Annotated in this window: 20 protein-coding genes; 11 read left to right on the forward strand and 9 right to left on the reverse strand. The window is 62.3% G+C overall.

The features are described 5' to 3' along the window. Positions 1-5: 5 nt before the first annotated feature. Genes QEN71_RS31235 through QEN71_RS31245 form a run of 3 tightly spaced genes read right to left on the reverse strand, consistent with a single transcriptional unit; the run spans position 6 to position 2,986 of the window. A complete protein-coding gene (locus tag QEN71_RS31235) occupies positions 6-323 on the reverse strand; it encodes an AtuA-related protein (RefSeq protein WP_201647012.1) in 318 nt (105 codons plus the stop codon). Beyond that, entirely contained in the window at positions 310-1,668 is a 1,359-nt protein-coding gene (locus QEN71_RS31240; RefSeq protein WP_201647013.1) for an acyclic terpene utilization AtuA family protein, read from the reverse strand. The genes QEN71_RS31235 and QEN71_RS31240 overlap by 14 nt, the downstream gene beginning before the upstream one ends. A 13-nt stretch (positions 1,669-1,681) precedes the next feature. Beyond that, on the reverse strand, positions 1,682-2,986 hold the full coding sequence (locus QEN71_RS31245; RefSeq protein WP_201647014.1) for a CitMHS family transporter: 1,305 nt from the start codon (positions 2,984-2,986) through the stop codon (positions 1,682-1,684). A gap of 100 nt (positions 2,987-3,086) precedes the next feature. Here QEN71_RS31245 and QEN71_RS31250 point away from each other — a divergent pair, with 100 nt between their 5' ends. Further along, positions 3,087-3,980: a LysR family transcriptional regulator gene (locus QEN71_RS31250; RefSeq protein WP_201647015.1), complete on the forward strand. Its 894-nt coding sequence runs from the start codon at positions 3,087-3,089 to the stop codon at positions 3,978-3,980. A 57-nt stretch (positions 3,981-4,037) separates the two neighbouring features. Here the strand turns inward: QEN71_RS31250 and QEN71_RS31255 are convergent, their stop codons facing one another. The 4 genes from QEN71_RS31255 to QEN71_RS31270 form a co-directional block, all read right to left on the reverse strand. Then, positions 4,038-4,583: a carbonic anhydrase gene (locus QEN71_RS31255; RefSeq protein ID WP_201647016.1), complete on the reverse strand. Its 546-nt coding sequence runs from the start codon at positions 4,581-4,583 to the stop codon at positions 4,038-4,040. A gap of 26 nt (positions 4,584-4,609) precedes the next feature. After that, the gene (locus QEN71_RS31260; protein ID WP_201647017.1) at positions 4,610-5,356 is read right to left on the reverse strand and encodes an SDR family NAD(P)-dependent oxidoreductase; all 747 of its coding nucleotides are present in this window, start codon (positions 5,354-5,356) and stop codon (positions 4,610-4,612) included. 75 nt (positions 5,357-5,431) lie between these two features. Further along, on the reverse strand, positions 5,432-6,310 hold the full coding sequence (locus tag QEN71_RS31265) for an NmrA family NAD(P)-binding protein (protein WP_201647018.1): 879 nt from the start codon (positions 6,308-6,310) through the stop codon (positions 5,432-5,434). A gap of 55 nt (positions 6,311-6,365) precedes the next feature. Further along, positions 6,366-7,259 (reverse strand): NmrA family NAD(P)-binding protein, encoded by an 894-nt coding sequence (locus QEN71_RS31270; protein ID WP_201647019.1) that lies wholly within the window; start codon positions 7,257-7,259, stop codon positions 6,366-6,368. Positions 7,260-7,514: 255 nt separating this feature from the next. On the opposite strand from QEN71_RS31270, the gene QEN71_RS31275 reads away from it, so the two are divergent. Further along, entirely contained in the window at positions 7,515-8,423 is a 909-nt protein-coding gene (locus tag QEN71_RS31275; RefSeq protein ID WP_201647020.1) for a LysR family transcriptional regulator, read from the forward strand. 101 nt (positions 8,424-8,524) lie between these two features. Here the strand turns inward: QEN71_RS31275 and QEN71_RS31280 are convergent, their stop codons facing one another. Continuing rightward, entirely contained in the window at positions 8,525-8,947 is a 423-nt protein-coding gene (locus QEN71_RS31280) for a DUF4148 domain-containing protein (protein WP_233471615.1), read from the reverse strand. A 212-nt stretch (positions 8,948-9,159) separates the two neighbouring features. Here QEN71_RS31280 and QEN71_RS31285 point away from each other — a divergent pair, with 212 nt between their 5' ends. After that, positions 9,160-10,305 (forward strand): porin, encoded by a 1,146-nt coding sequence (locus QEN71_RS31285; RefSeq protein ID WP_201647021.1) that lies wholly within the window; start codon positions 9,160-9,162, stop codon positions 10,303-10,305. 123 nt (positions 10,306-10,428) lie between these two features. On the opposite strand, the gene QEN71_RS31290 is transcribed toward QEN71_RS31285, so the two are convergent. Further along, positions 10,429-11,445, reverse strand: a complete 1,017-nt coding sequence (locus QEN71_RS31290; protein WP_201647022.1) for an ABC transporter substrate-binding protein — start codon at positions 11,443-11,445, stop codon at positions 10,429-10,431. 170 nt (positions 11,446-11,615) lie between these two features. On the opposite strand from QEN71_RS31290, the gene QEN71_RS31295 reads away from it, so the two are divergent. The 8 genes from QEN71_RS31295 to QEN71_RS31330 all read left to right on the forward strand — a co-directional run bounded on the left by QEN71_RS31295 (position 11,616) and on the right by QEN71_RS31330 (position 20,417). Continuing rightward, positions 11,616-12,566, forward strand: coding sequence for a LysR substrate-binding domain-containing protein (locus QEN71_RS31295; protein WP_201647023.1), 951 nt, complete (start codon positions 11,616-11,618; stop codon positions 12,564-12,566). Positions 12,567-12,918: 352 nt separating this feature from the next. Next, positions 12,919-13,905: a Bug family tripartite tricarboxylate transporter substrate binding protein gene (locus QEN71_RS31300; protein WP_223958510.1), complete on the forward strand. Its 987-nt coding sequence runs from the start codon at positions 12,919-12,921 to the stop codon at positions 13,903-13,905. 76 nt (positions 13,906-13,981) lie between these two features. After that, the gene (locus QEN71_RS31305) at positions 13,982-14,836 is read left to right on the forward strand and encodes an amidohydrolase family protein (protein WP_201647025.1); all 855 of its coding nucleotides are present in this window, start codon (positions 13,982-13,984) and stop codon (positions 14,834-14,836) included. Positions 14,837-14,884: 48 nt separating this feature from the next. After that, positions 14,885-16,891 (forward strand): tripartite tricarboxylate transporter permease, encoded by a 2,007-nt coding sequence (locus tag QEN71_RS31310; protein WP_201647026.1) that lies wholly within the window; start codon positions 14,885-14,887, stop codon positions 16,889-16,891. A gap of 45 nt (positions 16,892-16,936) precedes the next feature. Further along, positions 16,937-17,467, forward strand: a complete 531-nt coding sequence (locus QEN71_RS31315) for a carboxymuconolactone decarboxylase (protein WP_201647027.1) — start codon at positions 16,937-16,939, stop codon at positions 17,465-17,467. 40 nt (positions 17,468-17,507) lie between these two features. After that, positions 17,508-18,515: a LysR substrate-binding domain-containing protein gene (locus QEN71_RS31320; protein WP_201647028.1), complete on the forward strand. Its 1,008-nt coding sequence runs from the start codon at positions 17,508-17,510 to the stop codon at positions 18,513-18,515. Between the two features lie 149 nt (positions 18,516-18,664). Next, complete coding sequence (locus QEN71_RS31325; protein ID WP_201647029.1) at positions 18,665-18,964, forward strand: hypothetical protein; 300 nt, start codon at positions 18,665-18,667, stop codon at positions 18,962-18,964. 481 nt (positions 18,965-19,445) lie between these two features. Then, positions 19,446-20,417 (forward strand): ABC transporter substrate-binding protein, encoded by a 972-nt coding sequence (locus QEN71_RS31330; protein WP_201647030.1) that lies wholly within the window; start codon positions 19,446-19,448, stop codon positions 20,415-20,417. The last annotated feature ends 12 nt before the right edge of the window (positions 20,418-20,429 follow it).

The raw sequence follows: 20,429 nt of genomic DNA on the forward strand, positions 1-20,429 counted from the left end.
GCTCTTCAATTCCCTTGAGGCTCCTCGACGTCGATATCGAGGAGCGCTGTACTCATCGACTTGCCGTGGGCGTCGAGTGCCAGCGAGCGCGTGACGCCGCCGCCGAGCGCGCGCCCGAGCACGAAATTGAACGCGCACAGAAGCGGCAGTTCATAACGCACGACATCGCCTTTCACCACATCGGCGAGATGCGCCTTGACGCGCTCGGGCGTCAGCACGTTGCGCAAATGCGCGTAGTGCTTCGGGTCGAAGCAGATCACGGAGACATTGAGCGTGTTGCCTTTGTCGCCGGTGCGGCCGTGCGCGAGTTCACGCAGTTTCATCGCTAGCCTCCACGATTTCGAAGACGGGATTCACATGCTCGCGCGGCAGCAGCACGGATTGAACCGCGAGCACTTCTCGGACCGCTTTCGTCACGCCGCCGCCGCCCGCTGGTCCATTGGTATAGAGCGTTTCGACTTCGTTGCCGATCCGCGCGGCCTCCGCTGCGTTCGTTGTGCGGCCTGCCACTCGCACGCGCACTTCGTATGGATCGTCGTGAGTCGATGCGAGATCATCCCCGTATAGGCTATTCACACCGATCAGATCGAAGCGCAACTCGCTGGTATCGACACCCGTGATCGTCAGACGCTCGCGCACGATATCGAGCGCAAGCCGCGCCCGCGCGACCGCGCCCGGTCCGCCGTAAGAGATTTGCCCTTCGCCGATGTAGCCGTCGACATAGGCGACGGAAACCTTCAGCGTATCGGTGCGTGCGTGGCCGCGCCCGCCTGTCACGCGCACGCGGTCTTGCGCTTCCTGCGCAACGCGTACCTGCGTGAAATCCGCGACGACATCAGGCTGGTAATAGCGCGCGGGATCGTGAATCTCGTAGAGCAGTTGTTCCTTGCACGTCGCTTCCGTCACGCAGCCGCCCGCGTGCGGCACTTTGCCGATCACGACATTGCCTTGCGCATCGACTTCGCCGATCGGAAAGCCGAGCCGCGCGAGATTCGGCACATCCTTGTAGCCAGGGTCCGCGAAGTAGCCGCCCGTCACCTGTCCCGCGCATTCGAGCAGATGGCCGACGACGGTCGCCTGCCCGAGCGTGTTCCAGTCGTCCATCTGCCAGCCGAATTCGTGGATGAGCGGCGCCGTGAACAGTGACGGATCGGCGACGCGTCCGGTGAGCACGACATCGGCGCCCGCCGCGAGAGCCGCAACGATCGGCGCGGCGCCGAGATACGCGTTCGCCGATACGATGCGGTCGGCGTACGCGCTCACGTCATCGCCGGATTCCTCGAAACGCAGATGAGATTTTTGAACGACATCGAGCACCTCATCGCCGGTGACGGCTGCGATCTTCAGGCCACGCAAACCGAGTTCGCGCGCGATTTGCGCCGTCTTGCGCGCCGCCGCGCCGGGATTGGCGGCGCCCATGTTCGAGACGATCCGCACGCCTTTATTGGCAGCGACGGGCAGCACGGCGCGCATGCGCGCTTCGAGCAGCGGATCGTAGCCGAGCGACGGATCGCGGCGGCGCGTCTGCTGCGCAATCGCGATGGTGCGCTCGGCGAGGCATTCGAACACGAGATAGTCGAGCGCGCCGTGTTCCGCGAGTTCGACGGCCGGCTCGATGCGATCGCCCGAGTAGCCCGCGCCCGCGCCGATGCGAATGCTGTCTTTCATGATGCTGATTCCTTTACAGCGGAAATATGCCGAGCACGACGCACGCGATCGTCATCACGATCGACGCGCCGAACAGCAGCGGAAACGTGAACTTCTGATGATCCGCGAGATCGATGCCGCACAGGCCGACGACGAGAAATGTCGCGGGCGTGAGCGGGCTGACGGGAAAGCCCGTCGTCATCTGGCCGAGCAGCGCGGCCTGTCCGACATGCACGGACGGCACGCCCAGTTGCGACGCGACTTCCGCGATCACGGGCAACACGCCGAAATAGAACGAATCGGGATCGAAGAGCATCGACAGCGGCATCGACGCGATGCCGAGCGCAACGGGAATGTGGCTCGCCATCGAAGGCGGCACGAAGCCGACAGCCGCTTGCGCCATCGCCTTCAGCATGCCGCTGCCCTGCATGACGCCGGTGAAGACGCCTGCCGCGAGCAGAATGCCCGCCATCATCAGCGCGGCGCGTGCGTGCGCGTCGATGCGCTTGCGCTGCATATCGACGTTCGGGTAATTCACCATCAACGCGATGCACAGTCCGACCATGAACATGATCGCGGGCGGAATCTTCTCGCCCATCGCGACCATCGTGCCGAGCACGACGATCGTCAGGACGATGTTGAACCAGAAGTTCTGCGGACGGCGCAGCGCCGCTTCCTCCGGCGTGAGCTTGCGTTCGGGCACAGGCATCGAGCCGTTTGCGCTCGAATAACCGAGCCGCTTCTCCTCGCGGCGGCCAAGCCAGTACGCCATGCCGAACACGAAAACGAGGCCGACAGCCTGCACGGGGATGAGCGGATTGAAGAGCGACGAAATCGGCAGATGCAGCGATGCTGACGCGCGGATCATCGGCCCCGTCCACGGCAGAAAGTTGATGCCCGCCGCCATCGACACAGCCGCCGCCAGCACGCGCTTGTCCATGTCGAGGCGCTCGTAAAGCGGCAGCATCGCGGGAATCGTGACGAGAAAGCAGACCGCGCCGGAGCCGTCCAGATGAATGAGCAGCGCGAGCAGCGTCGTGCCCATCACGATGCGCGTCGGTTTGGTGCCGACCGCGCGCAGGATGCGGTCGATGATGGGATCGAGCGTGCCCGCATCCGCGATCGTGCCGAAGTAGAGAATCGCGAACACGAACATGCCGACGACGGGCGCGAGGCTCTTCAGGCCGTCGATGACGAACTTGCTCGTCTGCAAGCCGAAGCCGCCTATCAGCGACGCCGCGATCGGCACGATGATGAGCGCGACGAGCGGCGACATGCGTTTCGAAAGAATCGCGCCGAGCAGCACGACGATGGTGGCGAGCCCCAGCAAAGGCAGCATGGATGTGTCTCCGAATCTTGTCTTTTGATGGGATTCAGCGTAAGTTCGACGCGGCAATTACACAATTGAAATGATTTGATCGCAGCAATCACAAGTCATAATGGATCTGAATCTTCGCGATATCCGGGCGCTGGTTGCCGTGGCCGAGGCGGGCAGTTTCACGCGCGCGGCCGAGCGGCTGCATCTGTCGCAGCCGGCGCTCACGGTGCAGATACGTCGGCTGGAGGACGTGGTCGGCGCGCGTCTGTTCGACCGCAATAGCCGCAATGTCGCACTGACGCCGACCGGCCGCGAGTTGCTGCCGCTGCTGCGCAAATCGCTGCAGGACATGGAGAACGTGCTGCGCGATGCGCGTGCGTTGGGCGAAGGGGAAAGCGGCGCGATCCGCATCGCGTGTCTGCCGACGTTCGCGGCGAGCGCGTTGCCGGAACTCATCATCGAAATGAAGCGCGAGGTGCCGCGCGTCGTCTTTCAGATTCGCGATGTCGTCGCGAGCACGGTGAATTCGCTCGTGTGCAACGAGGAAGCCGATATCGGCCTGACGGGCGGCGAGGTGCTCGATCCGCTGCTCGAAGTGCTGCATACGGGCGTGGACCGGCTCGTGGTCGTGTGTCCGCGCGCGCATCCTCTGGCGAAGAAGCGCCGCATCGGTTCGGACGATCTGGCGCGCACGCCGCTCGTGCTCACGGCGCCGGGCACGAGTGTGCGGGCCGTCGTCGACGCGGCGCTCGGCGGCTTGCGCGAGCCCGTCGATGTCGCGTGCGAACCCACGTACATGATGACGGCCGTCGCGATGGTGCGCGCTGGACTCGGCGTGACGATCCTGCCAGAGACTGCTCGCGAAGTGCGCGCCGAACCGGGGCTCGTCGTGAAGGCAATCGACGATCCGGCGTTTGTCCGGTCGATCGCGATCGTCAAAAAGCGGGGAAGAACCTTGCCGGCGATAACGGATAAGTTCGTGAAGCTGATGCGTCAGGGCGTCGTGGCGGAGTGAGGCGCGGCGTAGTTGTCGCGCGCTCCTTTGAGCGCGCGCTTCTCGCGGGCATCGCCCTTATTGCTGCCCGTGGTCCGTTTCAGCAGGCGCAACGACTGTCGTAACGCGCCCCGTTTCCACGTCGTAGACGAGGCCGGACACGTTGACGCCCGCGGGAAGATTCGGGTTCGCCTTGAGTGCTGCGACGTCGAGCGCGACGGCCTGATAGGGATCGGTGATCGCGAGCGCGTCGAGCTGGTCTTCCGCCACGCCCATGTGCTTCGCGAGCAGCTTCGGCGCGTGATGGTAGCAGCCCGCGATGCCGCAATCGGTATGCTGAAGGAGCACCAGATTCCAGCCCGCGCCGACTTGCGCGCCAGCCGCGCGCGATACCGTGCCCAGGATCGCCAGCGTTTCGAGCAGGGCAGGATTGACGCGTCCGCCGACGTTGCGGATAACGGCTGCTTCGCCTGGTTCCAGCTGGAGCACGTCCATCGGATCGACGCGCGGATCGACGCAGCCGACAATCATGGTTCGGCGCGACGGCAACATTGTGAGTCCGGCCGAAAAGCCGGTTTCGGCAAAGTCTGCGTTTCGCTGGATGAGCGTTTCGTGAAAGTACATGACTACCTCTATCGTTCGATGTGGCGTTAGCCACGTTGCGGCAGACGTGCGGACATCTTTGCCTGCAAGCCCTTCGGATCGGCCGTAAAAGCCTGGTGAATGGCGCGCGACTGGCCGCCGGCGACAATCTCATCGTTGATGCCGGCTTCGATCGCATCGAGCGCGTCGTTCACGACTTCCTGCGGCGTCAGTCGCGGCTCGGGCAATTTCGCGCCCATGGCCGTTTCAGTCTGCACGGCCAGAACGCCGACGACCTGCGTTTCCTGCGCGGCCAGTTCGGCACGCAGACTGCGCGTGAGCGACAGGCCCGCTGCCTTCGACGCGGAGTAAGTGGCCGCCATCGGCAGACTCACTAGCGAGAGCATGGACAGCATGTTGAGCAGCGCACTGCCTTGCGTCTTTGCGAGCACCGGTGCGAAGGCACGCGTCAACGCGAGCGTGCCGAAATAGTTGACCTCCATTTCACGCCGGGCATCGTCGAGATCGGGCGCGGAAATCGCGCCCTCGAAGGCCGCGTAACCGGCGTTGTTGATCAGCAGCGTGACGTCGGCAGCGATTGCCGCGGCGGCCGCGACCTGATCGGGATCGGTGACGTCGAGAGGCAGCGGCACGAGCCGCCGGTCGCCGCACTTGAGTACTTCCTTGAGCGACGCGGTATCGCGTGCCGCGACGTAGATTTTCGACGCGCCGCGCTCGAGCAAGGCTTCGACGAAAGCGCGACCGATGCCGCGATTGGCGCCCGTGACGAGCGCGACGGAGTTGATGAGTTTCATGTTGATGACCTGTAAGCCGGTGGAGAGAGGAGTGTCGATTCCGGCACGCGGCGAGCGAGCCGGAACCTGTCAATGTCAGTTGCCGTTGAGCCTGTCGATATGAAGGCGCGCGAATTCGCCGACCGTCATGGCCCTGCGGCCTGTCAGTGTTTCGACGTTGTTGTCGGCGCCCGACATACGGCCAACCTGGTAGTCGGCCATCGCGCCGCGCAGATGCTGGACGACGTAGGGCGGCACGCCCATTGCCTCGATGGAACTGCAATACTCGTCGATGGGAAGATCCTGAAACACGATCTCGCGACCCAGCGCCTCCGACAGTTCTGCCGCCATCTGCGTGTGATCCATCTCGGCGGGACCTGAGAGCGGAATCGTCTTGCCGATGTGGCCGTGCGGATTTTTCAGCAACGAGGCAATCGCGCGGCCCTGATCGTCGGCGGCGATGGGCGAATGACGCCCGCTTCCGACGGGCAGACGCAACACGCCTTGTTGCAGATACGGCAACTGCCACGGATACAGCAGCCACTCGAGGAAATAGGTCGGCCGCAGATGGATGACGGGCAGTCCCGACCAGTTGAGGATTTCTTCGGCGATAAACGTGTCGCGGCACGAATCGCTGGTGGACTCGCGATTCGCCGAGCGTTGCGAGAGGTTGATGACCGTCTTGACGCCCGTCTCCTTCGCGGCCTGCGCGAAGTTCACCGTCGCGTTAATCAGCCCCGGTTGAACGGGCCACACCAGATACGCCGCGTCCACGTCCTTCATGGCATCGCGAATGGTGTCGATTTCGAGCAGATCGCCCGTGACGACTTCGGCGCCGAGCGCTTCGAGTGCCGCCGATCGCGCGTCCTTACGATGAACCATCGCGCGAACATTGAGGCCAAGCGCAATCGATTCGCGCACTGCTGCGCGGCCGGTGTCTCCGGTAGCGCCTGTGATGAGAACTTTCTTTGACATGATTAAGCATCCTAAGTAATGAAATTTCAGATTGGTCCGTGCAAAAGCGGACGGATCAGTTGGCGGAGTGAGTCAGCGGATAGTCGAGGACGAACTTCGACAGGTTCGCGTGAATGAACTGCTCGACCGTCGCCAGCGGTTGGCCGATGATCTCCGTGCCCGTGCTATCCGTACCGGCGAGCAGGCCTTCCTGCTGATCGATCGTGACCGCTTCGAAATGCCGCCGCATCGCATCGGCATCCTGCAGGCCGAACAGTTCGAGAAACGTGGATACCGTGACATGCTCGTAGGGCAGATTCTTGCCGAGCACGCGGCCCACTTCGGCGGCGAGTTCTTCGTGGCTGTATTCGACGGGACCGTGCAGCGCGAGTGCTTTGCCGACATAGGGCGCGGCATTGTCGATAATGCCCGCGATGATCCGCGCAATGTCGCTGCCAGCAATGGGCGCGAAGCGGCTGTCCTTGTTGTACGGCATCACATAGCGTCCATAGCGAATCTGCGGCGCGATATACAGAAGCCACTCAGCGAAGAACGTCACGCGCAGATGCACGGAAGGCACACCGGACCAGTTGAAAATCTGCTCGGAGAGCCAGTGGTTTTGCGTCGCCTTGCTGCGTGCAGCCGGTCGCGATTGCTTATGCGACATGTTGACGATCAGTTCCAGATTCTGTTCCTTCGCTGCCTGGGCGAAGATCACGGCCGCTTCGACCAGGCCTTCGGCGAGCGGAAAACAGAAGTAGGCACGTTGAACGTCTTGCATGGCGATACGGACATCGCGCAGGCTCATCATGTCGCCGAGCACGACTGTGGCGCCCAGATCGCGCAGACGCTGTGCGCGATGGTCGTCTTTGCGCACCAGTGCGCGGACGTGAAAACCTTTTTCCAGAAGTCGTTCGACGGTCGGACGGCCGGTGTCGCCAGATGCGCCGGTTACGAGGACTGTGGTCATTGCATGTACTCCAGTTTGCGATGAGAGCGCCGCTACGGGCGGACGCATTCACCAGGGCTGTCGGGACATCGGAACGGTCGCCCACTGCTGATTCCGATCACGGCTGGTCGGTTGATGCCTGCCATGTGACTAATGTGACGTTTTCCCGCTCATACCGGTAGTCCATGAATTTGGCTAACATCTATGCTGGATCAGCATGGGTGCGTCTGACGATTGCTGCGGCGGAAGGCGGACGAGTTCCAGACGGAGGGGCACGTGAAGGATGTGACGACGTTCAGGCTTTACACCCGCGTTGCCCGCCTGGGCAGCTTTTCAGCCGCGGCGCGGGAGAGCGGGCTGGCGCAATCTCAGGTTTCGAGAATGATCGCCGAACTGGAAGCGTCCCTCGGCGCGCGTCTGCTGACGCGTACGACGCGCGCAGTCGTGCCGACGGAAGCCGGCCAGGAATTTCTGGCGCGCATGGAGCCGATCCTGGCGGCGATCGAAGATGCCGAAAACAGCGTTCGCGAAACGGGCGAGCTACGTGGCGTCTTGCGGCTCGCGATGCCTTCGACCATGGCGATGCGCGTGATCTTGCCGCGTCTCGCGGGGTTCACGGAACGTCATCCGTCGCTGCGTATCGATGTCATGCTCGACGACCGATGGCAAGACATGGTGCGCGAAGCAATCGATGTCGGTATCCGCGTGGGCAGGCTGCCGGATTCGTCGGGCACGGCGAGACTGATCGGGAAAATGCACCGTCTCATCGTTGCGGCACCCGCGTATCTCGAGCAGCACGGTACACCCGTCGCGCCGGATGATCTCCCCGGACATCGTGTCGTTGGAGGACCGGCCGGGGCGCACGCGTCGTCATGGCAGTTCGAGCGCGACGGAGAGATCACATCGGTCGATCTCCAGCCGCACGTGTCGACGAACGACACCGCGGGCGCGCTTGCAGCGGCCACTGCGGGGCTCGGAATCGTTTCGACGACTTCGTGGGCCTGTCGGTCGGAGATCGTACGTGGCGCGCTCGTGCACTTGCTGCCGGACTGGAAGATGGCGGAAGTGCCCGTGCATGCCTATTTCCCGATGGGGCGCGCAACCCGCCTGGCCGCGCGTTCATTTGTCGATTTCATTGCGGGTGAACTGAAGACGCAGTCACTCGATTTCATTGCGGCGAGTTAGGCGTGCTGCGGCAGATCGTGGCTTCGCACAGCGAAGTACAGCGATTCCTCGCTAACGCTGGATGACGATCATCCTTATGCAACGACGGAATCACACATGACTCATTTACCCGATTGCTCCGAGCCATTCGCTGCCGGACCGTACGCGGCGTTCGCGCTGGCTTCCCGTTGCGCGATGACGGCTTCAGCATGTCGCAGGCTTCCCGGACAATTCCCGGAACAATTGCCGAGCGGGTTATAGCCCGCATTTTCCAGTTGTACGAGTTGCGCGCGAACCTGCCCGCGCGTGAGAGGCCCGCTCGATTGAGCGAACGCCAGTGCCGGGACCACGGCAATTGCGATGACGAAAGCAGCTTTGATCGACAAGTTCATTTTCCTACCCCTTCTAACACGATGATGGCCACGCATTTCCGCAGCAACGAGGTCGTATTTGACGCTAGGGAAAACACTTAGACCATTGAATAAAAGCGGCGAAGGGTTGAGTGTTTCGTAAAGCCGCAGCGACGGTGTTCTCCCGTCGCTCATTTGCCCCGCCCATCGGGCTTCTGAGAATGCATTTCAACGCGCCGAGCCTGGCTTAACCATTCGCTCAAATCCGAAGCCGTTTTTCTCAATAGACGTGCCGCTACGCGCTGTCAAAATTTCAGTGCGTTACAAATAAACGAAAAGCATGGTCCTGGCCGGTAGCAGTTCGCGATCTGGCACATTGTGACCAATTAACGGAGACGGCATCGATCATGAAACACAGGACGGCAGTATGTGCCTGCGCGGCGTTGATGGGCGTTGCGCCAACGTGGGCACTGGCTGGAGACGCAGGCGTGGCCGACAGTAGATACACGGGTACCAGCATGGTCACGATCTATGGCTTGATCGATCAGGGGCTCGAATACGTCAACAACGTCGCTAAAGGCAAGAGCGGTACCACCAACGCTTATCGCATGGGAGACGGAACCGCAACATCCTACTTCGGGATTCGCGGCAGCGAAGATCTTGGCGGCGGGACGAAAGCCATCTTCGATCTGCAAGGCGGCTTCATGCCGGGCAATGGCACATCGCGGCAGGGTGGCCGGCTGTTTGGGCGGCAATCTTATGTCGGTCTAGATGGAAAATTCGGGCGTCTAACGTTCGGTCGCCAATACACGATGCGGTTCTTTGCTACCTCGTTCATCAATCCGTTCGGAACGGGCGCTCAAGGTCTGACCACATTGGATAACGGCATCGCCAACGCGCGCGCCGACAATTCCGTGAGCTACCGATATTTCCTCGGCGGCTTCGAAGGTGGCGTGAATTACAGCTTCGGTCGTGATGCCGTCAACGGTAACCCGGCGACGTCCGCAGCCGCCAATTGCCCAGGACAGACAACACCGTCGAACGAGTGCCGGGAATACTCGGTAATGGGCAAGTACGACGGACACACCTGGGGCATAGCAACCTCGTACGAGCGCAATTATGGCGGCACGTCTGGAACGTTCGGCGGTCTCACCTCGCCGAAGCTCACCGACAGCCGGTTCACGTTCGGTGGCTACTTCAAGATCAACAAAGCCAAGTTCGGCGTAGGCTGGATCAGGCGTGACGACGAAGGCCTCAAGACGCCGAAGAGCAATCTTTTCTGGGTGACAGGCACTGTGCCCGTTACACCGTTCGTGTATGTCGACGGCATGGTTGCGCAACTCAAATACGATCACTCGCCTAACAAGGCCCTGGTGCTCGTGTTGCGCGGTGAGTATCTGCTGTCCAAACGCACGTTTCTTTACCTGACGGGTGAGCGCATCCACAACTACGGCAATCTCGCGCTCGCAGCGACGACCATCTCGCCGGTTCCTACGCCGCCGCCCGGCAGCTCGCAGATCTCTGTCATCGCGGGTATGCGGCACACGTTCTGACATCGGGCAAAGCGCTCGCGAAGCATCCAGTTGAATCACACCCCGAACGTCGGCGTTCGGGGTGTTTTGTTGTGAAGGACGCGGCCTTTGCGTGCGAGAAGCGCCGCGTCCTGAATCGTTCGATCAGATCACCAGCTTCGCGGCCGCTTTTGCGGCCGACATGTCGGCCACTTCCGCGAACGGTTGTTTCTGCTTCAGGCTGCCCAGCGCGATGAACATGTCCTGCAGATAACCGATCTCGCCGCTCGTGAGAGACAGATCCTTCGAATAAGGGCGCTGCGCCTGATTGAAGTCCCAGATGGCTTGCGCCGATGCCTTGTCGAAGTGTTTCTGCGCGCGCTTGCGGGCTTCGAAGAAAGCATCATGCGATGCCGGCGACATCAGGTAGTCGTAGAGCGCGCCGTAGGCGGCCATGATCGCGACGAGGCCCTCACGCTTGTCTCGTAGGGCGGCATCCGATGCATATGCGGTCTGGAAGATGCATCCCGGCAGCGCTTGCCACATGTTGCCTTCATCGATCACGACGAGCCCGTCTCCATCGTTCAGATGCGAGATGCTCGCACAGCAGGCATCGGCTTCGTTCTTCACGACCGCTTCATAGCACTGATCGTTGCTGCCTTTATCGACGAAGTTGATCTGCGAAGCGTCGAGCCCTTTTTCTTTCATGAGTTGCAGCATCAAGGTATGCAGCAGCCCTGACTTCGGACCGACGGCGACTGTCTTGCCCTTCAGATCGGCGAGTGTCTTGATCCCATCGGGCCTGGCAAACACGGTCAGCGCGCACTTCTTCATCCCCGCACCGACGATCTTGACTCGCGCGCCCTGTGCGATGCGCGACAACACCATGTTGTAGCCCGACACCATGCAGACATCGGCGGCGCCCGCAGCGATGGCATCGAACGGGCCGGTTGCACCGGGAATCTGCGCGATCATGGCATTGACGCCGAATCGCCTGAAGTAACCCAGTTCGTCCATGAGCGCGTTGAGCGTCGCGTTCTCCAGGCCGGGGTTGCTGACGATCCGTATCTGCGAGGCCGCGCCTCGTGCAATAAACGGCGTGGCGAGTCCGCCCGCCGCGACACTCAGGCCAAGCAGGCCGGCGCCGCGCAGAAAGCGGCGGCGGCTGAACGATTGGGTCATCGTTTGTCTCCGTACGCCGGTCGTGCCGGCATGTTGTCGTTCATCGTATTGCGTGCGACCAATGCCAAAGACGCCAGCAGGCGCATCGCGATCCTGCCAGCGAACAGCACCAGCGGGCAATTGAGTAAAATGGCCTCAGGCTTAACGAATTGGTAAAAGGGGCATACGACGTGTCGGAGCTTGACTGGTACCTGCAGATCAACCTGAAGGCGCGACACCTGCATCTGATCGTAGCCATCGACACCTACCGCAACCTCACTCAGGTTGCAGACGTCACGCACGTGACCGTGCCCGCCGTGTCGAAGTCGCTCGCCGAACTCGAGCGGGGACTCGGGCTCACGCTGTTTTCACGCACGGCGCAGGGCCTCGTGCCGACGCAGTATGGCGAATGCCTGATCCGGCATGCGCGCGAGATGCTGAACATCCTGCATCAGGCACGCGACGAGTTGAAGGCGCTGAGCTCGGGTGCCGAAGGCAAGGTGCACATCGGCATGCTGGCCGCATCGGCTTCGGTGCTGGTGCCGCAGGCGCTGAGCTTTCTCAAGCAGCGCTCGCCGGGCACGAACGCGGTGGTGACGGAAGGAACGACGGCCTCGCTGCTGCCCGAACTCTGGCAAGGCCGCCTCGATCTCGTCGTGGGTCGTCTGCCGCCGCCGGATACGCTCGGCAGTTTCGAAGAAAGGGAACTGCTCGAAGATCCCGTGACGCTGGTAACGGGCCGACACCATCCACTGGCCCGCAGAAAAACCCTCAAATGGTCGGACCTGCAACCGTATCCGTGGATACTGCCGCCACCCGGCTCGATCCTGCGCGATCCGCTGGAACGCGCGCTCGAAGCGCACGGTGTGCCGTTGACCAATAACTACATCGAGACGCTGTCGGTACATGTTGTGCGCGCGCATCTGCAGGTATCGGAATTTATTGCCGTCATGGCCGATACGCCCGCCAATGATCCCGCGCAGCCGCTTCATACGCTTCCGTTAAGCCTGCCCCGCTTGCTGCGTCCTTCCGGCGTGTTGTGGAACCGCAATCGCGGTCTCTCGCCCAGCGCGCAACTCATGGTCGAGTGCCTTGAAGAGGCCGCTCAACGTCTCGCCGACAAGAGCACGGTCACACGTTAACCGTCGTCAGCGAGACGAACGGACCCGCCGCGCCCGCCGCACCACGCGATTCCTCCCCCGCGAAGCAAGCTCGCAGGCGAACGGCGCTGTGGTCCCGTTCCGTCTCGTTCTGCGCGCCTTAACCATTTGCTCAAACCCCGAGCCGTTTTTCTCAATTGACCCATCCCGGCGCGCTCGCAAGAATTGCACTGCGTTCACTCGATAAATGAACGGAGACAGCGCGATTCACACCGGAGGCTGCACCGCTTCCGGCTCTCTGCAAGGCGAATCGCGCACATTACTGGAGACAGGGACGACCATGAAGTTAAGGACCGCAATTCGCGCTTGCGCGGCGCTTTTAGGTATTGCCGCAATGGCGATGACGGGACCCGCGTTTGGTCAGTCTGTCGAAAACTTCTATCACGGCAAGACCTTGACGCTCGTCGTCAGCGCCGACGCCGGCACGCCGACCGACATCATCGCGCGCCAGTTCGCGCGCTTCTTCGTGAACTACATTCCGGGCAAGCCCCGCGCGGTCGTGATGAACGTGGTGGGCGCGGGCGGCATGGTCGCGGCAGCGTCGCTGCAATCCCGGCAGCCGAACGACGGCACCGTGATCGGCTTCCTGCAGCGCAACAACCTCTATATTCCGTTGCTCGATCAGCGGCAGAACCGTTTCGATCCGCGCCAGGTGAGATGGCTCGGCAGTCTCAACAAGGTCGAATACTGCATCGTTTCGATGACGCGTTCCGGCGTCACCACCGCTGACGATCTCACCAAAAAGAAGATGTACATCGGCGCGACAGGCTTCGCGAACGAGGACCGGACGCTGCCCGCATTGCTCGACGAATATCTCGGCGCAAAGATGAGCATCGTGCCTGGCTACACGGGGCGCGGCGAAGTGTATCTGGCGATGCAGCGCGGTGAAGTCGACGGTTGGGCTTCGACCATCGACGGTCTGCAGCAGGGCGAGCCCGTGCGGATGCTCGCTAACGGAAAGATGAAGGTGCTGTTGCATCTGGGCTGGAAAAGTCCGGCGCCGTTCTCCGACATCCCGAACCTGAGCGCGTACATCACCAATCCCGATGTGAAGGCGCTGTTCAACCTGTTCCTGCTGCCGTTCCAGGCAGGACGTCCGATCGCCGTACCGAAGGACGTTCCACAGGATCGTCTCGATGCGCTGCGCGCTGCCTTTGCCAAGACGATTGCGGACCCCGAGTTCATCGCTGCGATGAAGAACTCAGGCTTCCCGATCGATCCCATCGACGGAAACGCGGTTGAACAGATCGTCAGCAAGTTGTACGCGACGCCTGCGCCGCAACTCGAAAGCGCGCGCAAGCTCGTCTTCAGTTCGCACTGAAAGCGCTGATCCGAACACGCGAACGTCATGACCCTGATGCGGGTGAATGACAGCAATCACCATGAGGTTTAATCACATGACACCCGAAATCATCGACATTCATCCCCACATCATCTCGACGGATACGGTTCGCTATCCGATCGCTCCGCAGCATGGGCATCGCTCGAAGTGGTCCGCCACGCGCCCCGTCACGTTCGAACAGATGATCGAGGAGATGGACGAAGCGGGCGTCGCGAAGGCCGCGATCGTGCATTCGTCGACCACTTACGGCCACAACAATTCGTACGTCGCCGACAGCGTGGCGCGCGATCCGAAGCGCTTCACGGGCGTCTACTCATTCGATCTGCTGGCCCCCGACGCGTTGAAGACGTTCGATCACTGGCTGGCGAACGGCATGGGCGGCATCCGGCTCTTCACGGGCGGCGCGACGCATCAGAGCGACGGCAGCTGGCTCGTCAATCCCGCGACCTTCCCGATCTGGGAGCGCTGCGCCGAGATCGGCATGACGATGGCCGTGCAGACGACGCCCGATGGGCTCGCGATGGTCGCCGAACTCGCAGAACGCTTCCCCTCGGTGAGAATCGCGCTCGATCACTGCGCGCGCCCCGATCTCGAAGATGGCCCGCCGTATGCGCGTTGCGCAGCGCTGTTCGATCTCGCGAAGTACGACAACGTGTACATGAAGATCACGCCCCGGACCTTCGACCTTGCGCAGACGTCGCCGGGCGGCGCGGAAGCGTTCTTTCCGAAACTGGTGGAAGTATTCGGCGCGGATCATCTCGCGTTCGGCTCGAACTATCCGGCTTCGGCGGGGCCGTTGAAGAAGCTGATCGAGCAGGGCAACGCCTGTTTTGCGAGTCTGAGCGAGGAAGACCGCGCGTGGGTGTGGGGCCGTACGGCGAAGGTGCTTTATCCGTCGCTGGCTGATTGAACGCTTAACAGTAAGCCAACCCGGCTTGCCCTCTCATCAGGATCACGCATGGAATTTTTCAACGATGCGACGCTCATGGCAGCAGGCCATGCTCTGTCGACGCTCCTGCAATTCAACCGGCTGATCTTTCTTGTGTTCGGCGTCGTGGTTGGACTGGCGATCGGGCTGTTGCCTGGAATCGGCGGCTTGACCGGCTTCGCACTGCTGGTGCCGTTCACCTACACGATGGACCCGTACGCGGCCTTTGCGATGCTGCTCGGCATGGCGTCCGTCATCACGACGTCCGACGTGATTCCCGCCGTGCTGTTCGGCGTGCCGGGACACGCGGCGTCGCAGGCGACCGTGCTCGACGGTTTACCGATGACGAAGCGCGGCGAAGCATCGCGCGCATTGAGTGCGTGCTACACGTCGTCGCTGCTCGGCGGCCTGATCGGCGCGGTCATTCTCGCGTTTTCGCTGCCGCTGGTACGGCCATTCGTGCTCTCGATCGGCACGCCCGAAATGCTGGGGCTCACGATCTTCGGCGTATCGATGGTGTCGGCGCTGTCGGGCAATGCGCCGCTGCGTGGCGTGGTCGCGGCATGCTTCGGCATTCTCGTCGGCATGATCGGCACCAATGTCGCAACGCGACAAATGCGCTGGACGGGCGACATCCTCTATCTGCAGGACGGCATTCCGCTGGTGCCGATCATCCTCGGTATCTTCGCGTTGCCCGAGCTGTGCGAACTCGCGATACGACGCACGGCCATCGCCGAAAACGTGCAGTTCAGTTCGCGTCGCGGGATGCAGCAGGGCGTCGTCGACAGTCTGCGCAACTGGTTTCTGGTGCTGCGCTGCGGTGGGCTCGGTGCGATTCTCGGCGCAGTGCCGGGCATCACGGGCGCGGTGACGGACTGGATCGCCTACGGTCATGCATTGCAGACTTCGAAGGGCGCGAAGGAAACGTTCACCACGGGCGATGTGCGTGGCGTGATCGCGCCCGAAGCCGCCAACAACGCGCGGGAAGGCGGCAGCCTTGTGCCGATGCTGTCGTTCGGCGTACCCGGCGGCGCGGCACAGGCGATTCTGCTCGGCGCGATGATGGTGCACGGCTTCATTCCCGGCCCCGACATGCTGACCAAGCACCTCGACTTCACCTATTCGATGGTGTGGTCGATCGCGCTGGCCAACATCTTCGGCGCGGGTCTGTGCTTTCTGCTCAGCGGGCAATTCGCGAAGATTTCGACGCTGCGCTACACGCTGATTCTGCCCGTCATCATGCCGATCATCTATGTCGGTGCTTTTCAGGGCTCGCGCAGCTGGGGCGATCTGTTCGTGCTGCTGATCGCAGGGGTGATCGGCTGGACGATGAAGCGCCTGCGGTGGGCGCGCCCGCCGCTGATTCTCGGTCTCGTGCTCGGCGTGCTGATGGAGCGCTACATGTCGATTTCCTTCGTGCGTTACGGCACCGACTGGCTGACGCGTCCCGTCGTGATGGTGCTGCTCACGCTCGCCGCGCTGGTGTTCTTCAAGCCGCTGTTCAACGCGCTGCGCAGCGGCGGCCTCGCACGGATGCGGCCGAGCGGAAAGATCGCATTCAAGCTCGAAGATCTCGTCTACGTGTTCTTCATCGGCATCGGGCTGTACATGCTGATCACCTCGCAGAGCTGGCTGCTGATGGCGCGAATCGGACCGACGGTCATTGCGAGCATTCTTGTGATCGCGGGAACGTCCAGTCTCGCCTACAAGGTCTTCGTGATTCCGGCGCAGGGGGGAACCGCGCATGCCGGCGGCGGCATCCACATGGATGTGTCGAGCGACGGCGGAGAAAAGCTGTCGAACAAGGTCACGTTGCAGCGTGCAGCGAAGTTCTTCGGCTGGTTCGTCGGGTTTCTCGTGTGCATGTCGCTGATCGGCATGATCCCGACGGTGCCGATCGTGATCGTCGCGTTCATGCGGATTGAAGGACGCGAGTCCTGGCGCCTCAGCCTGATCCTCGCGGCGTGCGTGACGGCCGTCATCTACGGCGTCTTCGACCAGATCATCCACATTCCCTGGCCGAGCAGCCTGCTTTGACGCAGCCGCGAAGCCATGTGACGAAGAACACTTGAAGGACATCAAATGACGGACAACCGACTCGAACGCATCGACCCGGACAACGCCACGGTCGATCAGAAGAAAGTGATTGCGAAGCTGGGCGAAGGGCGCGGACGTATCCCGACGCCGTTCAACATCTGGCTGCACAACCCGAATCTGGCCGAAGGGATGGAGATCATCGGCACGCACGTCGACCATTCGCCGGTGTTGAGCGAGGCGGAAAGCGAAGTCGCGATTCTGGCGACGGCCGTGTTCTGGAATGCGCCTTATGTGATCGCCAATCATCGTCGGCATGCGCTGAAGTCCGGCGTGCCCGAGGCAGTCGTCACGGCGATCCTGGAGAAGCGGCGGCCCGAAGCTGGCGACGATCGTTTCGGCCTGATCTGCGATGCGGTTTGCGACATTCTCGCGGGCGGTGTCATCGACGACACTCGCTTTGCGCGCTACGACGCCGGGCTAGGCCGCGCGGTGATCGCCGAACTGCTCGTCACGGTGGGCTATTTCACGTCGATTTCGCTCGGCATGACGTTGCATGCGCTGACGCCGAAGCATTGATGCGGCGTGGCAAGTTGATCAAAACGCGGAGGCTCACGACGTGTCAGCTCTCGACTGGTACCTGCAGATCAACCTGAAGGCGCGGCACCTGCGCCTGCTCGTGACGATCGACACATACCGCAACCTGACCCAGGTCGCCGATGTCACGCATGTGACCGTGCCCGCTGTTTCGAAGTCGCTGGCCGAACTCGAAAAGGGACTCGGACTCACGCTGTTCTCGCGCACGGCGCAGGGCCTCGTGCCGACGCAATACGGCGATTGCCTGATGCGGCACGCGCGCGAGATGCTGACCATCCTGCATCAGGCACGCGATGAACTGAAGGCACTGAGTTCGGGAACGGAAGGCAAGGTGCATATCGGCATGCTGCCCGCGTCGGCTTCGGTGCTGCTGCCGCAGGCGTTGAGCATTCTGAAGCAGCGCTCGCCGGGTACGAACGTGATGGTCACGGAAGGCACGACGGGTTCGCTGCTGCCTGAGCTGTGGCAAGGCCATCTCGATCTCGTCGTGGGCCGCCTGCCGCCGCCGGATACGCTCGGCAGCTTCGAGGAGAAGGAGCTGCTCGAAGAGCCCGTGACGCTGATGACGGGCCGTCATCATCCGCTCGCGCGCAGGAAGACGCTGACGTGGGCGGACCTGCGGCCCTTCCCGTGGATACTGCCGCCGCCCGGTTCGATCCTGCGCGATCCGCTTGAGCGCGCACTGGAAGCGCACGACGTGCCGTTGACCAGCAACTACATCGAAACGCTGTCGATTCACGTGGCGCGCGCGCATCTGCAGATTTCGGACTTCATTGCGGTGATGGCGGGCACGCCCGGCGGCGAGACCGCCCAGCCGCTCCATACGCTTCCGTTGAGCCTGCCTCGTCTGCTGCGTCCCGCGGGCGTGCTGTGGAACCGCAACCGCGGCCTGTCGCCCAGCGCGCAGCTGATGGTGTCGTGTCTCGAAGAGGCCGCCGAGCGGCTGCAGACGGGCGCAGGGTCGGCGCCGCGTGCAGTGTCGGCGTCGTCGAAAGCCAACCGGGCGAACGGGGTTTCCGAGGCGCGTTGACGGCTGTTCGGCTTTCGTCGTCTCCCGTTCGCTCGTACTCGCCGCCATGCAGGACATGGCAGATTTGTCAGCGGGCTGCCAGCTTTCGGACAGTTGCGCGGTTCTACACTTCGTCGTGGTGTTCCCGTTTTTCCTCAAGAGCGGAGACCATGATGAAGATCGTTCTTGCCTGCCTGACGCTTCCCGTATTGCTGGCGGCTTGCGCCGCTCCGTCTGCCGACAGTCTGTCGAGCGCCCACATCACGCCACAGCAGTGCCAGGATCTCGCCGCGCTCAAAGCGGGCGCTGCACCCACGCACCAGCGTCTGACGAGCGAAGTCGCGGTGCTGCTGACGGCGGACTACAACCCGGTGACGGAAGCGGACACCTATCCCGGATCGTTCCATCACGCGCAGCGGCGCGTGAATGACTGGTACGCGAACGACTGTCGCGATGTGAGACTCGAGTAAAGCAGCCGTTGCCCACGCTCCGGGTTCGCTCGCGCCGGGCGGCAGCGCGCGGGCGATCCTTCGCTGTTAGCTATTGAGTCAACATAACGGAAGACTCAAGCGCCCGCTTTGCCTCAACGCCGGATCGCCGGATCGCCGGATTGTCCCGACGAATCCAGCCGTCAAGCGCACATTCCCTCTTTCACCCGATACGCATCGCCGGTCGCGTGCAGCGGCGCGGCCGACGTCTTCCTCACCGCACCTTACCGGGCTGGAACAGCAACTGCGTTCAGACGTTCAGATATGGCGCGCCTTCGCCCATGCTGGCGCGCGTCGACGTCTGCTGGATCTCGCGAGCCTTTACCAAATGGTTAATGCTCCCGCAGGTTAATTCAATAGACGGAAAACCGGCGCGGAAAGATCATTCAGTCAACGAGATCGCCTGAACAGCCGAGCGGCTTGCCAGAGGCTGATCCGATCGTCCAAGTCACAGGAGACTAAGTTGACCAAGAAAGTTCATCTCAAGCTCGCCATCGCCGAGCATCCGCACACGGCTGCGATTCGTGACGGTTCCATTCCTATCGAAGGCGTGGATGCCGAATTCATCACCGTTCATCCGCAAATCGGCGCGTTCCGCCGCATGGTCCGCGACGTCGAGTTCGACGTATGCGAACTGGCGCCGACGACGTACATCATCGCCCGCGCTTACGGTGCGCCGTTCGTCGCGCTGCCGATTTTCGTCGTGCGCCGCTTCCACCATTCGGGCCTGCTGGTCCGCCCGGACGCGAACATCAAGACGCCGAAGGATCTTGAAGGCAAGAAGGTCGGCGTGCGCGCGTATTCGGTGACGACGGGCGCATGGACGCGTCAGGTGCTGATGGATGAGTTCGGCCTCGACGCATCGAAAGTGACCTGGGTCGTCGACGACGAAGAGCACGTCACGCAGCTGAAGCTGCCGCCGAACGTGATTCACGCGCCCGCAGGCAGCTCGCTCGCGGAAATGATGGAGAAGGGCGAACTCGTGGCGGGCATGCACGGCAACGCGGGCATCGGCCGCACCGGTGCGCCGACGGGCGGCTGGAAGGAAGTGGAAGCCGACTATCCCGACCTGTTCCCGAACGCCGCCGAACTCGAAGCCGAGTACTACGCGCGGACGGGCGTTTATCCGATGCACGGCACGATCGTCGTGAAGGACTCGGTGCTGGCCGAGCATCCGTGGGTCGCGAAGTCGATCTACGACGCGTTCGACAAGGCCAAGAAAGACTGGCTGGCGAAACTCGATGCAGGCGAACTCACCGACAAGAAGAACCAGAAGTACCGCGATCTGCAGAAGATCGTCGGACACGATCCGCTGCCGTACGGCATCGAGGAAAACCGCAAGACCATCGAAGCGCTCGAAGCGACCGCGTTCAAGCAGGGCCTGACGCCGCGCCGCATGTCGATGAGCGAGCTGTTCGTCGATCCCCGCGTTTGAACTCCGTAGTCA

It is taken from the genome of Paraburkholderia sabiae (assembly GCF_030412785.1).
In the GTDB taxonomy this organism is placed as follows: domain Bacteria; phylum Pseudomonadota; class Gammaproteobacteria; order Burkholderiales; family Burkholderiaceae; genus Paraburkholderia; species Paraburkholderia sabiae.